Source organism: Bradyrhizobium septentrionale, from assembly GCF_011516645.4.
GTDB lineage: Bacteria > Pseudomonadota > Alphaproteobacteria > Rhizobiales > Xanthobacteraceae > Bradyrhizobium > Bradyrhizobium septentrionale.
On sequence record NZ_CP088285.1, the window covers coordinates 177,907 to 191,597 of the forward strand.

The 13,691-nt window shown below is 66.0% G+C and carries 10 protein-coding genes; all 10 read right to left on the bottom strand.

Annotation, left to right across the window (positions count from 1 at the left end):
* Positions 1–25: 25 nt before the first annotated feature.
* The 10 genes from murG to rsmH all read right to left on the bottom strand — a co-directional run bounded on the left by murG (position 26) and on the right by rsmH (position 13,595).
* Positions 26–1,126 (bottom strand): undecaprenyldiphospho-muramoylpentapeptide beta-N-acetylglucosaminyltransferase, encoded by a 1,101-nt coding sequence (murG, locus tag HAP48_RS02785; RefSeq protein WP_166214942.1) that lies wholly within the window; start codon positions 1,124–1,126, stop codon positions 26–28.
* Positions 1,127–1,161: 35 nt separating this feature from the next.
* Complete coding sequence (gene ftsW / locus HAP48_RS02790; RefSeq protein WP_166214938.1) at positions 1,162–2,313, bottom strand: putative lipid II flippase FtsW; 1,152 nt, start codon at positions 2,311–2,313, stop codon at positions 1,162–1,164.
* Between the two features lie 613 nt (positions 2,314–2,926).
* Positions 2,927–4,261: an IS1182 family transposase gene (locus HAP48_RS02795; RefSeq protein WP_166214936.1), complete on the bottom strand. Its 1,335-nt coding sequence runs from the start codon at positions 4,259–4,261 to the stop codon at positions 2,927–2,929.
* Positions 4,262–4,912: 651 nt separating this feature from the next.
* Positions 4,913–6,313 carry a UDP-N-acetylmuramoyl-L-alanine--D-glutamate ligase gene (murD, locus tag HAP48_RS02800; protein WP_166214933.1) on the bottom strand — a complete coding sequence of 467 codons (1,401 nt, stop codon included), beginning with the start codon at positions 6,311–6,313 and terminating at the stop codon, positions 4,913–4,915.
* 8 nt (positions 6,314–6,321) lie between these two features.
* Positions 6,322–7,428 carry a phospho-N-acetylmuramoyl-pentapeptide-transferase gene (gene mraY, locus HAP48_RS02805; protein ID WP_029078909.1) on the bottom strand — a complete coding sequence of 369 codons (1,107 nt, stop codon included), beginning with the start codon at positions 7,426–7,428 and terminating at the stop codon, positions 6,322–6,324.
* A 10-nt stretch (positions 7,429–7,438) separates the two neighbouring features.
* A complete protein-coding gene (locus HAP48_RS02810; RefSeq protein ID WP_166214931.1) occupies positions 7,439–8,872 on the bottom strand; it encodes a UDP-N-acetylmuramoylalanyl-D-glutamyl-2,6-diaminopimelate--D-alanyl-D-alanine ligase in 1,434 nt (477 codons plus the stop codon).
* Positions 8,869–10,329 (bottom strand): UDP-N-acetylmuramoyl-L-alanyl-D-glutamate--2,6-diaminopimelate ligase, encoded by a 1,461-nt coding sequence (locus HAP48_RS02815; protein WP_166214929.1) that lies wholly within the window; start codon positions 10,327–10,329, stop codon positions 8,869–8,871. Before HAP48_RS02815 ends, HAP48_RS02810 begins: the two co-directional genes overlap by 4 nt.
* Positions 10,330–10,378: 49 nt before the next feature.
* Positions 10,379–12,133, bottom strand: a complete 1,755-nt coding sequence (locus HAP48_RS02820; protein WP_166216968.1) for a peptidoglycan D,D-transpeptidase FtsI family protein — start codon at positions 12,131–12,133, stop codon at positions 10,379–10,381.
* A gap of 11 nt (positions 12,134–12,144) precedes the next feature.
* A complete protein-coding gene (ftsL, locus tag HAP48_RS02825; protein ID WP_166214927.1) occupies positions 12,145–12,597 on the bottom strand; it encodes a cell division protein FtsL in 453 nt (150 codons plus the stop codon).
* A gap of 2 nt (positions 12,598–12,599) precedes the next feature.
* The gene (rsmH, locus tag HAP48_RS02830) at positions 12,600–13,595 is read right to left on the bottom strand and encodes a 16S rRNA (cytosine(1402)-N(4))-methyltransferase RsmH (RefSeq protein WP_166214925.1); all 996 of its coding nucleotides are present in this window, start codon (positions 13,593–13,595) and stop codon (positions 12,600–12,602) included.
* Positions 13,596–13,691 lie beyond the last annotated feature (96 nt).

Here is a 13,691-nt window from a genome sequence, read left to right on the forward strand (position 1 = left end):
CCCGGCGTCCTGCCGGTTTGGCGCATCAAATCCCGGCCACCTTCGCGACCAGATCGGCGAGCCGCTCGGCGGCATCGAGCCGGCCGACGCCGCGCGCGGCCTGCGCCATCGCGGTCAATTTCTCGGGCTCGGCGGCGAAGGCCGAGATTTCGGCGGCGAGTCTTTCGGGCGTGAAGTCGCCCTGCGCGATGCGCAGCGCGCCGCTCGCCTGCGACAGCACGCCGGCATTGGCGAACTGGTCCTGATCGATCGCGCCCGGCAGCGGCACCAGGATCGAGGGCCGGCCGATCGCGGCGAGCTCGGCCACGGTGCCGGCGCCGGAGCGCGAGATCACGAGCTGGCTCGACGCCAGCCGCGCCGGCAGGTCGGCGAAGAACGGCGCGAGCTCGGCATTGATCTCGAGCCGGTCATAGACCGCGCGCACCCTGGTCATGTCCTCTTCGCGCACCTGCTGGGTGACGATCAGGCGGCTCCACAGCGCGGGCGCAAGCTGCTCGACTGCCGGCGGCACGATGTCGCTCATCACCCGCGCGCCCTGGCTGCCGCCGACGACCAGCAGGCGCAGCGGCCCGTCCACCTCGGGCGGCGTATATTTCACCGCGGCCGCCGCCAGGATCGCCGGGCGCATCGGCGTGCCGACGGTGGTGGCCTTGCCGGCGAGCGCGGGATCGCGATCGAGCACGCCGGGCAGCGAGGTCGCGATCGCGTTGACGCGGCCGGAGAGGAAACGGTTGGCGCGGCCGAGCACCGCATTGGCATCGTGGATGATGCCGGGGACGCCGAGCATCCGCGCCGCGATCAGCGGCGGCAAGGTCGGATAGCCGCCGAAACCGACCACGGCGGAAGGCTTCAGCCGGCGCACCAGATTTGCCGCAACCAGCGTTCCGTAACCGAGCATCAGCACGGTCTGCGCCAGCGAGATCGGGTTGCGGCTGCGCACGGTCGCGCTCGGCACCAGGTCGATGCTCTCGCGGCCGAACAGGCCGGAATAGCGCAGCGCGCGGCCGTCGGTGGCGAGGCGGACGCGCAGGCCACGCCTGATCAATTCCACGGCGAGCGCTTCGGCCGGGAACAAATGGCCGCCGGTGCCGCCGGCCGCCAGCAGAATCAGGGGCGCGTTGTCCATGGTTTCCAGATAACCGACGCCGCCGTCACAGTCACCTACGCGTAGGCGCGCCGAGAACTGGCGCCTTCCATCGATTCGATCTCCGTGCGCGGCCGCTGCCGCGTCAGCGCCAGCATCATGCCGACGCCATAGGCCAGCGAGACGAAGGAGGAGCCGCCGTAGGAGATGAACGGCAGCGTCATGCCCTTGGCCGGGATCAATTGCAGATTGACCGCCATGTTGATCGTCGCCTGCACGCCGAACAGGATCGCAAGCCCCGACGCCGCGAAGCGCGAGAACATGTCCTCGGTGGCATAGGCGCGGGTCAGCGTGCGGATCACGATGAAGCCGAACAGCGCGACCAGCATCAGGCAGAGAATGATGCCGAACTCTTCGGCCGCGACCGCGAACACGAAGTCGGTGTGGCTGTCGGGCAGGCTGCGCTTGGCGATGCCCTCGCCCGGCCCGAGCCCGAACCAGCCGCCGTTCCAGAACGCCTCCATCGCGGTGTCGACCTGGAAGGTGTCGCCGGAGGCAGGATTCATGAAGCGCTTGATGCGGCCGGCGACGTGCGGCACCAGCAGATAGGCGCCGAACAGGCCGGCGCCGGCGGCGCCGGCGAGCCCGAACACCCAGATCATCCGCATGCCCGCGATGAAGAACAAGGCGCCCCACACGGTGAGAATCAGCATGGTCTGACCGAAGTCGGGCTCCATCACCAGCAGCGTGACCAGCGTCATCAGCAGCACCAGCGCCATCGAGGTCGCCGGCATCTCCGGCCGCTTGGTCGATTCCGCGAACAGCCAGGCCGCCACGATCACGAAAGAAGGCTTGGCGGCCTCGGAGGCCTGGATGTTGACGCCGAGCAGCGTGATCCAGCGCCGCGAGCCCTTGACCTCGGGCCCGATCAGCAGCGTCAGCACGATCAGCGCGATCGAGACCGCGAACACGATCAGCGCGGTGCGCCGGATCTGCCGCGGCGTCATGAACGACACCCCGATCAGCACGATCAGCGACGGCGCCAGGAACATGACGTGGCGGTTGAAGAAGTGGAACGGATCGAGCCCGATCCGGGTCGCCACCGGCGGGCTCGCCGCCAGCGACAGGATGACGCCGGCCAGCATCAACGCGGCGATCGCCACAAGCAGCAGCTTGTCGACGGTCCACCACCAGTCCGAGAACGGGGTGCGTTGGTCACGGGCGAGCATGGGCGTCCCCAGATGGCAGAGGTAACGTCCATTCGTGGCGCAGGATGGTTTCCAAGGGGTTAACGGGTCGGGTAACTTTTGAGGGAGGTGGATTGGGGCTCCGTTCACTGCTGCGGACCCCACGCACAACTGTCGTCCCGGCGAAGGCCGGGACCCATACGCCGCGGCCGGTGTTGTGGATGGGACTCGTCGTTGCAGCGATGCTCGACAATATCCTTTTGTGGTTATGGGTCCCGGCCTTCGCCGGGACGACGGTGAATGTGTGGCGCGGTCTGCAGGTCACACGTCCGCATTCTCGCGACATGATTGCCCGAGCTTTGCATTTCGTTCGGCCCTCTCCTCTCGCAGAGGGCGCAGGGAAAGCCGGGTGCCGATCGCACCCATGGGTCCGGTGCAACAAAAAGCACCGGAGGTAGGACCACAGGTGTAACCGGAAACAACCCGGCTTTCCCTGCGCGATGGGTTACGGCTTATTTCGTGCTCTCCCCGGCGAGACTGGGCTTGTTTGTCACCGCCTTCACAAGGGCGCTACGCGCCTTACGAGGGGACACCGGCCGCTAGGAGCCCGTCCAGATATGTTTTCGTGACGGGCATTTGTTGTAGAGTAGCAGGCTCAGGCTGCGTTTGCGAGGTTGAACAGCTTGAGGAGGTTATGGACGGTGCAGATCATTGTCCACTCGGCGCGCACTTTCTCGATGCCCCGCAACAGGAACTGGCGGAAGCCTCTTGCCTGTTTGATCTGCCCGAACACCGGCTCCACCACTTGCTTTCGCAATCGGTAGGGTGTTTCGAAGCCGCCATCGTCGATCTTCTTTCGCATGGCCTGTGTCAGCGGGCCGCCGACTTTTCCGTTCGCTACTGTCGGGTGTTTGGCGCGTCCGGGCGCGACATAGCCATCGATGCTGCGTGTGTCGAGCGCTTCGAGATTGGCTTCGCTGCAGTAGCCGGAATCCGCTGAGGCCTGCCGCGGCTTGCGGCCAAGATTGCTCTCGATGGCCTCGATCAGGGGCACCAACTGGCCCTGATCGCTGCCGTGCTGGGTCAGTTCTTGCGCGACAATGATCTGGGCATGTGCATCGACGGCCGCCTGGGCATTATAGGCCTGAACGAAGCCATCCTTCGACTTCATGATGCGGCTTTCCGGATCGGTGAAGTTGCGTTGCGCCTTGGGATTGGGTTCCTCCGATGGCAGCGCCGCCGGTTTGCCCGGCTTCTTGCGGCCTTCGGCCTGGCGCTGCTGTTCCTTTTCGGCCTCGATGCGGCGCTCTTCCTCAGCCGCCAGTTTGGCGTCCGCTTCCAGCGCCGCCATCGCTTGCTGGATCTTCGCCAGCCGTTTCTGCTTGTCGACGGTCCAGTCCGGCAGTTCGTCGCTGTTGCCGAAAGTCTCATCCTCCGAGGCATCCGCCGCCTCGGCGGCCGCCAGCATGCGAGCGACCTCGGCCTTCAATTCCGCCTCGCGCTTCTTCATGCGCTCATAACTCATCGCCTTGTGTTTCGACGCGTTCGCCTTGATCTTCGTACCATCCAGCGCGACATGACCGAGCTTGACCAGCCCGGCCGTCTCGCACAACTTCAGAACCTGCACGAATAGCGCGCCGAGCGCCTTCAAATGTCGCTTGCGAAAGTCGCTGATCGGCCGAAAATCCGGCGCATCCAGCGCCACGATCATCACAAAATCGTTCCGCTCCCGGCAGGCCTTGGCAATCCGACGCGACGAATACAGCCCACTCGCATAGCTATGCAGCAGCAGCGCCACCATCATCCGCGGATCAAACGGCGGCTGCCCAAGCCCGCTCACATAGCTGCCCATGATCTCCCTGAGATCGAGGCTCTCCCGCACCAGATCAACCATAAACCGCGAGACATGGCCTTTCGGCACGAAGTCCTGCACATTCGGCGGCAGAAGCAGCGTCTGATCGATGTTCCAAGGCCGAAAATACTTGCTCATCGCCCAATGTTGAATCAGACCCGACCAGATTTGAACAGCGACTATCCAGACAAGCTCCTAGGGCGTCAGGACCACACGACTTCACCGTCCGCGTCATGCGCACTCGTCAGTTGCACATTCAGCGTCCACCGCATCTCACCACAACACCCGTGACGATGCGCAGCGCCCCTCGATCGGGTGAGACGGGGAATTCATAGCATTGAGTTGCACTTCCGATAAAGCGAAATATTTTTGCGGTCCACGCTTGACCCGTCGGGCAACTCAGTGATTGGCGTAAGGGAAGCATCGGCGGAAGGGTTCCCTCTCCCCTTGCGGGAGAGGGTTAGGGAGAGGGGTGCCGCTTGCTCCGTTGCCGATGGTGGCGAAGACAACACGCGGCCTGCCCAGCACGATGGCTGAAGTAACGCCACTCAATCTCTAACACCGCACTCGGGGCCACCCCTCTCCCCACCCTCCCCATCGCAAGTCGGGCCTGCCCGACTTGCGCAAATCAATGATGCGCAACCGGGTAAACCCCGGTTGCGCGGGGAGGGAGCCTGAGAGACGTGCCCACCTCACATACGATGAAGAAAAACCAATTCCCATCGATACTGTCCGACCAAGAACCGATGGGTTTCGCAGCGCTCTGCCCATCCTCCGACGTCGGAATCGTCACACCACCGGCTTGACGCCGGGCAGTGCCTGGACGATATCGCGGAAGGCTGTGCCGCGGATTTCGAAATTGCGGTACTGGTCGAACGAGGCGCAGGCCGGCGACAGCAGCACGACGGCCTCGGCGAGCCCCGACGCCTCGGCGTCGCGCGCGGCGCTGGCGATTGCGACGTCGAGCGTGCCGGACATTTCGTGCGCCACGCGGTCGCCGAGCGTGCCGGAAAACTCGGCCGCCGCCTCGCCGATCAGATAGGCCTTGCGGATGCGCGGGAAATAACCGGTAAGGCCGGTGATGCCGCCGGCCTTCGGCTTGCCGCCGGCGATCCAGAAGATGTCGGCAAAGGACGACAGCGCGTGCGCGGCCGCGTCCGCATTGGTGCCCTTGGAGTCGTTGACGAACAAGACATTGCCGCGGCGGCCGACCTGCTCCATGCGATGCGCGAGACCCGGAAAACTGCGCAGGCCGTTCTGCAACACGTCTGTCGCGATCCCCATTGCGAGCGAACAGGCCGAGGCGCAGGCCGCGTTCTGCGCATTGTGCAGGCCGCGCAGCGAGCCGATGCCGCCGAGACGCGCGACCTCGCTGCGCGCCGCGCCTGAGGCGCGCACGATCGTTTCATGCTCGACATAGAGGCCGTCGGGCAGCGGGTTCTTCACCGAGATGCGCACCACGCGTTTTCCCGTGCGATCGAGTCTATCGGCGATATCGCGGCACCAGCCGTCGTCGACGCCGACGATCGCGGTGCCGCCCTGCTGAACACCCGCGACCAGCCGTTCCTTGACCGCGGCGTAATGCGTCAGCGTGCCGTGGCGATCGATGTGGTCCTCGCTTATGTTGATCAGGATGCCGACCGAGGGATCGAGCGACGGCGCGAGGTCGATCTGGTAGGACGACATCTCGATGACGTGGACACGGCCCATCCGCGGCGGCTCCAGCGACAGGATCGCGGTGCCGATATTGCCGCCCATCTGGGTGTCGTAGCCGGCGACCTTCATCAGATGCGCGATCAGCGCCGTCGTGGTCGACTTGCCGTTGGTGCCTGTGATCGCGACGAACGGCGCGTTCGGCGCGTGACGGCGCCGCTCGCGGCAGAACAACTCGACGTCGCCGATCACCTCGACGCCGGCATCGCGCGCCTTCAGCACGCTCCAGTGCGGCGCCGGATGGGTCAGCGGCGCACCAGGAGTGAGGATCAGCGCGGCGAAATTCGCCCACGACACGGTGCGCAAATCAGCGGTGGTGAACCCGGCCTGCGCCGCCTTGGCGACATTGTCGGCACTGTCGTCAGCCGCGATCACCTCCGCGCCACCGGCCTTCAGCGCGTGGCAGCTCGCAAGCCCGGAGCCGCCGAGCCCGAACACTGCGACCGTCCTGCCTGCGAAGGAGGTGACCGGAATCATGGCGGCGCTCAGCGCAGCTTGAGGGTGGAGAGACCGGCGAGCGCCAGCATCACCGAGATGATCCAGAACCGGATCACGATCTGCGGCTCGGTCCAGCCCTTCTGCTCGAAATGATGGTGCAGCGGCGCCATCCGGAACACGCGTTTGCCGGTGAGCTTGAACGAGGTGACCTGCACGATGACCGAGACCGCCTCCAGCACGAACAGGCCGCCGATCACGGCGAGCACGATCTCGTGCTTCACCGCAACCGCGGTCGCCCCGAGCATGCCGCCGAGCGCCAGCGAGCCGGTGTCGCCCATGAAGATCGAGGCCGGCGGCGCGTTGAACCAGAGGAAGCCGAGGCCTGCGCCAAGCACCGCGCCGCACAGCACCGCGAGTTCGCCGGTGCCGGCGACGTAATTGATCTGCAGATAGTCGGAGAACACCGCGTTGCCGGTGAGGTACGAGATCATGCCGAAGCTTGCGGCCGCGATCATCACGGGCACGATGGCGAGACCGTCGAGGCCGTCGGTGAGGTTCACCGCATTGCCGGCGCCGACCATCACGAAGGCGCCGAAGATCACGAAGAACCAGCCGAAATTGATCACCATGTCCTTGAAGAACGGAATCGCCAGCGAGGTCGAGGACACGTCGCGGCCGAGCCGGACCAGCGCGTAGCAGGCGGCAATCCCGATCACCGCCTCGATCAAGAGCCTGAGCTTGCCGGCGAAGCCAGAGTGTGACTGCTTTGTGACCTTCAAATAATCGTCATAGAAGCCGACGAAGCCGAAGCCGAGCGTCACCGCCAGCACGATCCAGACATAGGGATTGAGCGGATTGGCCCAGAGCAGCGTCGACACCACGAGCCCGGACAAGATCATGAGCCCGCCCATGGTGGGCGTGCCCTTCTTGGAGATCAGATGCGACTGCGGACCATCGGTGCGGATCGGCTGGCCCTTGCCCTGCCGCAGCCTTAAGTGATCGATGATCCAGGGCCCGAACAGAAACACGAACAGCGCGCCGGTCACCATCGCACCGCCGGTGCGGAAGGTGATGTAGCGGAACACGTTCAGGCCGCTGCGGAATGCCCCAAACCCCGGAACGGTGTTGGACAGCTCGATCAACCAGTAGAACATTGAAAAGGTCCTATACCGCTTCTTCGTGCGCGGCCTTGCCGGGGAAGCGTTTTTCCAACGCGCTGACAATGAGCTTCATCTTCGATCCCAGCGAGCCCTTCACCATGATCACGTCACCGGCACGGACCGCGGCGACCGCCTGCGCTTCGAGCGCCGCCGAACTCTCGGCATAGCCTCCCCGCTTGCCGGTGGAAAGGGCATCCCACAAATTCCGCATCAGCGGACCACAACAATATACGAGGTCGATGCGGTTGGCGGTCACGGCTTCGTTGAGGCCGCGGTGCAAATCGGGCCCGGTCGGCCCGAGCTCGAGCATGTCGCCGAGCACCGCGATGCGGCGGCCATGCGGCCCGGTCCTGGCCTGGCCGAGCACGTTGAGGGCTGCGCCCATCGAGGCCGGATTGGCGTTGTAGCTCTCGTCGATCAGCGTCGCCTCGCCATGGCCGACCTCGAGGGCGCGGCGGAGGCCGCGGCCGGTCGGCGCCTCGAGCTGCGACAGCGACAACGCCGCGCGCGCGATATCGGCGCCGAGCAGCGCGGCGCCCGCGAGCACCGCGAGCGAGTTCATCGCCATGTGGCGGCCGGGCATGCCGATCTTGTAGGTGATGTCATGGTCCAGGATATCGGCATGCACCGCCGAGCAGGTCGCGTGCAGCGAGAGGTCGATCAGCCGCGCCTCGGCGCGCTTGTCGGCGCCGAACGAGACGATGCGCGAGATGCCGGCCTGCTTGGCCTGTTTTTGCAGCCGCGCGAATTGTCCATTGTCGCGGTTGAGCACCACGGCGCCGCCAGGCTCGACGCCGGAGAAGATCTCCGCCTTGGCGTCGGCGATCGCCTCGATGCCGGAGAAGAATTCCAGGTGCACCGGCTCGATCGTGGTGATGATGGCGACATGCGGCCGCACCAGCTTCACCAGCGGCGTGATCTCGCCGGCATGGTTCATGCCGATCTCGAACACCGCAAAGCGCGTGCTCGCCGGGCAGCGCGCGAGCGACAGCGGCACGCCCCAGTGGTTGTTGAACGACGCCACCGAGGCATGGGTTTCGCCCTGCGCCGACAGCACGCGGCGCAGCGCCTCCTTGGTCGAGGTCTTGCCGACCGAGCCGGTGACCGCGATGATCTTTGCGTTGAGCCGCGCGCGCGAGGCGTAAGCGAGCTCGACGAGACCGGCGAGCACGTCATCGACCACCAGCAGCGGCGCGTCGGCGGGAAACTTTGCCCGTTGCGCGGTCTCGACCACGGCGAGTGCCGCGCCGGCCTTCAGTGCCGCCTCGACGAAGGCGTGGCCGTCATGGACGTCGCCCTTGATGGCGAAATAAGCCTCGCCCTTGGCGATGGTGCGGCTGTCGATCGAGAGCCCGGTGACGCCCTCCGGCAGCACGCCTTGGGTCGCGGCGCGCATCGCCTTCGCCATCGCATCCGAGGTCCACAACATCGTGCTCATGCGCCGCCCTCCGCAGCCAATGCATTGGCAACCGCTTCATGATCGCTGAACGGCAGCGTCGTGTTGCCGACGATCTGCCCGACCTCATGGCCCTTGCCGGCCACGACCAGCGCATCGCCCGGTTCGAGACCGGCAATGCCGGCGCGGATCGCGGCGGCGCGGTCGCCGATCTCGCGCGCGCCCTTCGCCGTCGCCATGATCGCGGCGCGGATCGCCTCCGGCTTCTCGCTGCGCGGATTGTCGTCGGTGACGATGATGTGATCGGCATTCTCGGCCGCGATCGCGCCCATGATCGGACGCTTGCCGGCGTCGCGATCGCCGCCGGCGCCAAAGATCACGACGAGCTTGCGCTTCGCATAGGGCCGCAGCGCCTGCAGCGCCTTGGCGAGCGCATCGGGCTTGTGCGCGTAGTCGACGAAGATCGGCGCGCCATTGTGCTCGCCGACGAATTCCAGCCGGCCTTTTGCGCCTTCGAGATGTTCGAGCGTGCCGAACACGTCACCTGCGGTGCTGCCGGTGCCGATCGCAAGGCCCGCCGCGACCAGCGCATTCTCGATCTGGAATTCCCCGACCAGCGGCAGCCGGATGGCGTATTTGCGTCCGCGGTGTTCGATCGCGAGATTCTGGGCAAAGCCCTCGATGGCGGCGTCGGCGAGACGAATACCTTCACCCGCATCGGCGTTGCGGCCGACCGTGATGACGCGCAAGCCGCGCGCCCGCGCCGCATCGATCACTTCGGGCGAGCAATCGTGATCGGCCGAGATCACCGCAGCGCCGCCGGCGCCGACGAGATCGCGGAACAGCCGGAGCTTTGCATTGAGGTAATGCGCGACGTCGGGATGATAATCCATGTGGTCGCGCGACAGATTGGTGAAGCCGCATGCCTCGATGCGCACGCCGTCGAGGCGATACTGGTCGAGGCCGTGCGATGAGGCCTCGAATGCCAGATGGGTGACGCCGTCGCCCGTGATCTCGTCGAGCTGGCGATGCAGCGCGATCGGATCCGGCGTGGTCAGCGAGCCGTAGACGGTGCGCTTGTCCGACACGAGTCCAATCGTGCCGATGCTCGCAGAGGAGTGGCCGAGCCGCTGCCAGATCTGGCGCGTGAACGCCGCGACCGAGGTCTTGCCGCTGGTGCCGGTCACCGCCGCGATCGTCGCCGGCTGGCGCGGATAGAATTTCGCCGCGGCGAGCGCCAGCGCGCGGCGCGGATTGGGCGTGATCACGAACGGAGCGCGGGCGTGACCTTGCGGCAGATGGTCGCTGGCGACTGCGACCGCGCCTGCGGCAATCGCCGCATCGACGAAGCGCGCGCCGTCGGTCCGGCTGCCTGATAGCGCGAAGAACAGGTCGCCCGGCTTCACCGCACGGCTGTCGACCGCAAGCCCTCCGACCGTGACAGAGGAGGCACTCGGATCGATCGTGGCGTCATCGCTGAAGAGGTCGCGAAGTCTCATGATCTTCCAGTCTGGCCGGCGCTGTTCTGGCGCCGCGTTCATGTACGCCTTACTGGGTTGTTCTGGATGCCGCAAGAATAAGGCGGTCGGACGGCGGCAGGTCGAACCTCGGTTCGACGCCCAAAAGCGGCGCAATTCGGGCGATCACATTGCCGCCGGTCGGCACCGCATTCCAGCCCGAAGTGATGAAACCATAGGTCTCCTTCAGGGGCTGCGGCTCGTCGAGCATAATCAGCAGCTGGTATTTCGGATTGTCGGCGGGCAGGATCGCGGTGAACGCGTTCAGCACCTTCTTCTTGGCGTAGCGGCCGTTGATTACCTTCTCCGCGGTGCCGGTCTTGCCGCCGATATAGTAGCCCTTGACGTCGGCCTTCTTGGCGGTGCCGATCTCGGCATTGAGCCGCATCAGATAGCGCATCTTGTCCGATGTCTCGGGCTTGATGACGCGCTTGGCGAGAGCCATCGCTTCCTGCTCGGTGCGCTTGAGGAAGGTCGGCGGGATCAGGTAGCCGCCATTGACCAGCGCGTCGATGCCCATCACCGCCTGCAGCGGCGCCACCGCGACGCCGTGACCGAACGAGATGGTGACGGTGTTTAGTTCGCCCCACTTCTTCGGCACGATCGGCGAGGCGCTCTCCGGCAGTTCGGTGCGCAGCCGCTCGAGCTGTCCCATCTTGCGCAGGAAGGCCTTGTGCGCGTCGACGCCCATCGCCAGCGCAATGCGCCCGGCGCCGATGTTGGAGGAATAGTAGAACACCTCCTTCATGTTGATCATGCGGCCCATGTTGTGATCGTCATGAATCGCGAACTTGCCGTAATGCAGCGGGCCGCGCGCATCCCACATTGAGTTGAGGTCGAACCGGCCGGAATCCAGCGCCATCGCCAGCGTGAACGCCTTGAAGGTCGAGCCCATCTCGTAGACGCCTGTGGTCAGGCGGTTGATGCGATCGGGATCGTGCGCCTCCTTCGGATTGTTCGGATCGAAATCGGGCAGCGACACCATCGCCACGATCTCGCCGGTGCGCACGTTGGAGACGAGGCCCGAGGCGGCCTTGGCCTTGAACTTCTCCTTGGCCTTGATCAATTCGTCGCGCAGCGCGTGCTCGACGCGCAGGTCGACCGACAATTCAACCGGCTTCTGCAGCCGGTCGGTGGCGAAACCCGCGCGATGCAGATCGGCCAGACCGTTGCTGTCCAGCCACTTCTCCATGCCGGCGATGCCCTGGTTGTCGATGTTGACGAGGCCGATCAGATGGGCGACCTCGTTGCCGGTCGGATAGACGCGCTTGTTCTCGCGCAGGAAGCCGACGCCGGGAAGGCCGAGGCGGTGGATGTCGGACTGCTGCTTCGGCGTGATCTCGCGCTTCAGCCAGACAAAACCCTTGCGAGACGACAGGCGGTCGCGCACCTCGCCGGTGTCGAGATCGGGCAAGGTCGCGGTCAGAAGCTCGATCGCCTCGTCCTTGTCGATGAGGCGGCGCGGCTCGGCGAACAGGCTCGGCGCCTTGACGTCGGTGGCGAGGATTTCGCCATTGCGGTCGGTGATGTCGGGCCTGGCGGTTGCGATCGCATCCTGCGAGGCGGCGCGCCGCGCGCCATGGCTGTCGGCGCCGACCGCGAACAGCACCAGCCGTCCGGCCAGCACGCAATAGACCGCGGCAAAGGCGACAATGGCCAAACCGACGCGCGCGCGCGCCTTCGCGGCACGATCGACATTGCTGCCGTACAGCAGCGTGCGGATCAGCCGCTGGCTCCACGGTTCGGGCTTGGGCTCGGGCTTCCCGGCCGGTGCCGGATCGGTCATGGCTGGTCCCGTCATTGCTGGTCTTCCCCGCCCTGATCGGTGTCCCCGAGGGACGCAGGCTGGTCGGCGGCCGGCTGGTCTGACGCCGGCTTCGCGATCGACCCGGTGGTGCTGTCGGGCACAGCGGCGGCCTCGATGGTGTCGATCATCGCGCCGATCGGATCGCGCGAGCCGGGCCGCGTGAAGTTCGGCGGCCGCTCCGGCAGGTTCTTCAGGGAATCGTACTGGTTGGCGTTGACCGGCTTCAGCGGCAGATGCCGCTCGGCAAGCCCCTGCAACCTAAGCGGTGCGTCGAGCTTGGCCCATTGGGCGCGCAACGCGGCGATCGCGTTGCGCTGCTCGCGGATGTCGGCATTGAGCTGCAGCACGCGTTCGACGCGCGCAGTCGATTCCATCTTGATGCGGTAGACGTAGGACGCCGCGAAGATCAACATGCCGATGACGAGGAGATGGAGGAGGCGCATCGTCACCCTCCCCGCTTCAGGTCGGACAGACGCGGCCATGACGGCAGGTCGTCGTCGGCATGCACCGGCGCTGTGGTGCGTTCGGCCGCACGCAGTTTTGCGGAACGCGCGCGCGGATTGGTGGCAATCTCGGCGTCACCTGGCGTGACCGGACGCTTGGTCAGGATCTGAAAGCTTGGCGCTGCCTGCGCGACCTCCGGCAGATGCCGCGAGCCGGCCGAGACCTTGCCGCGTTCGCTAAGGAAATTCTTGACGATACGGTCTTCCAGCGAGTGGAACGAGACCACGACGAGCCGTCCGCCGGGCTTCAGCACGCGTTCGGCCGCGGCGAGCGCGCGATGCAGCTCGTCGAGCTCTTCATTGACGAAGATGCGCAGCGCCTGGAAGGTGCGTGTCGCCGGATGGATCTCGTTCGGCTTGGCGCGCACGACTTTGGCGACGATGTCGGCCAGCGCCTGCGTCGTCGTGATCGGCGCGTCCTTGCGCGCGGCGACGATGGCGCGGGCCACGCCGCGCGAATGGCGCTCCTCGCCGAAGATATAGATGATGTCGGCGAGCTCCTTCTCGGAAGCGGTCGCCACCACATCGGCTGCGGTCGGGCCGCTCTGTCCCATCCGCATGTCGAGCGGACCGCCGAGGCGGAACGAGAAGCCGCGCTCGGCCTGGTCGAGCTGCATCGAGGACACCCCGACGTCCATCACGACGCCGTCGACCGCATCACACCCCTGCGCGGCGCAGACCTCGGCAAGATCCGAGAAGCGGTCCTCGACCAGCGTCAGGCGGCCGCCGGCGCCGTCGACCAGATCGAAGCCGCCCGTTATCGCGGTGCGGTCGCGGTCGATGCCGATCACGCGCGTGTCGGCGACATTGAGGATCGCACGGCTGTAGCCGCCGGCGCCGAAGGTCGCGTCGATATAGATGCCGCCGGCGCGCGGATCGAGATACGCGACCGCCTCGCGGCCCAGCACCGAAATGTGACGGGGCGCACGCTCGCTCATGCGCCGCCCCAGGGCGGGGCCGCGTAACTGGCATGCAAGATGGCTGCGCGCCGACTCATTGCGCCTCGAATCCTCGCGCTTTGCCCGGCCATTCCG

Excerpts from the sequence above, each read along its gene's own strand:
- HAP48_RS02815 (WP_166214929.1), bottom strand. The coding sequence starts at position 10,329 with ATGAGACTTCGCGACCTCTTCAGCGATGACGCCACGATCGATCCGAGT.
- HAP48_RS02795 (WP_166214936.1), bottom strand. The coding sequence starts at position 4,261 with ATGAGCAAGTATTTTCGGCCTTGGAACATCGATCAGACGCTGCTTCTG.
- mraY (WP_029078909.1), bottom strand. The coding sequence starts at position 7,428 with ATGTTCTACTGGTTGATCGAGCTGTCCAACACCGTTCCGGGGTTTGGG.
- rsmH (WP_166214925.1), bottom strand. The coding sequence starts at position 13,595 with ATGAGCGAGCGTGCGCCCCGTCACATTTCGGTGCTGGGCCGCGAGGCG.
- murD (WP_166214933.1), bottom strand. The coding sequence starts at position 6,313 with ATGATTCCGGTCACCTCCTTCGCAGGCAGGACGGTCGCAGTGTTCGGG.
- murG (WP_166214942.1), bottom strand. The coding sequence starts at position 1,126 with ATGGACAACGCGCCCCTGATTCTGCTGGCGGCCGGCGGCACCGGCGGC.
- HAP48_RS02810 (WP_166214931.1), bottom strand. The coding sequence starts at position 8,872 with ATGAGCACGATGTTGTGGACCTCGGATGCGATGGCGAAGGCGATGCGC.
- ftsL (WP_166214927.1), bottom strand. The coding sequence starts at position 12,597 with ATGCGCCTCCTCCATCTCCTCGTCATCGGCATGTTGATCTTCGCGGCG.
- ftsW (WP_166214938.1), bottom strand. The coding sequence starts at position 2,313 with ATGCTCGCCCGTGACCAACGCACCCCGTTCTCGGACTGGTGGTGGACC.
- HAP48_RS02820 (WP_166216968.1), bottom strand. The coding sequence starts at position 12,133 with ATGACCGATCCGGCACCGGCCGGGAAGCCCGAGCCCAAGCCCGAACCG.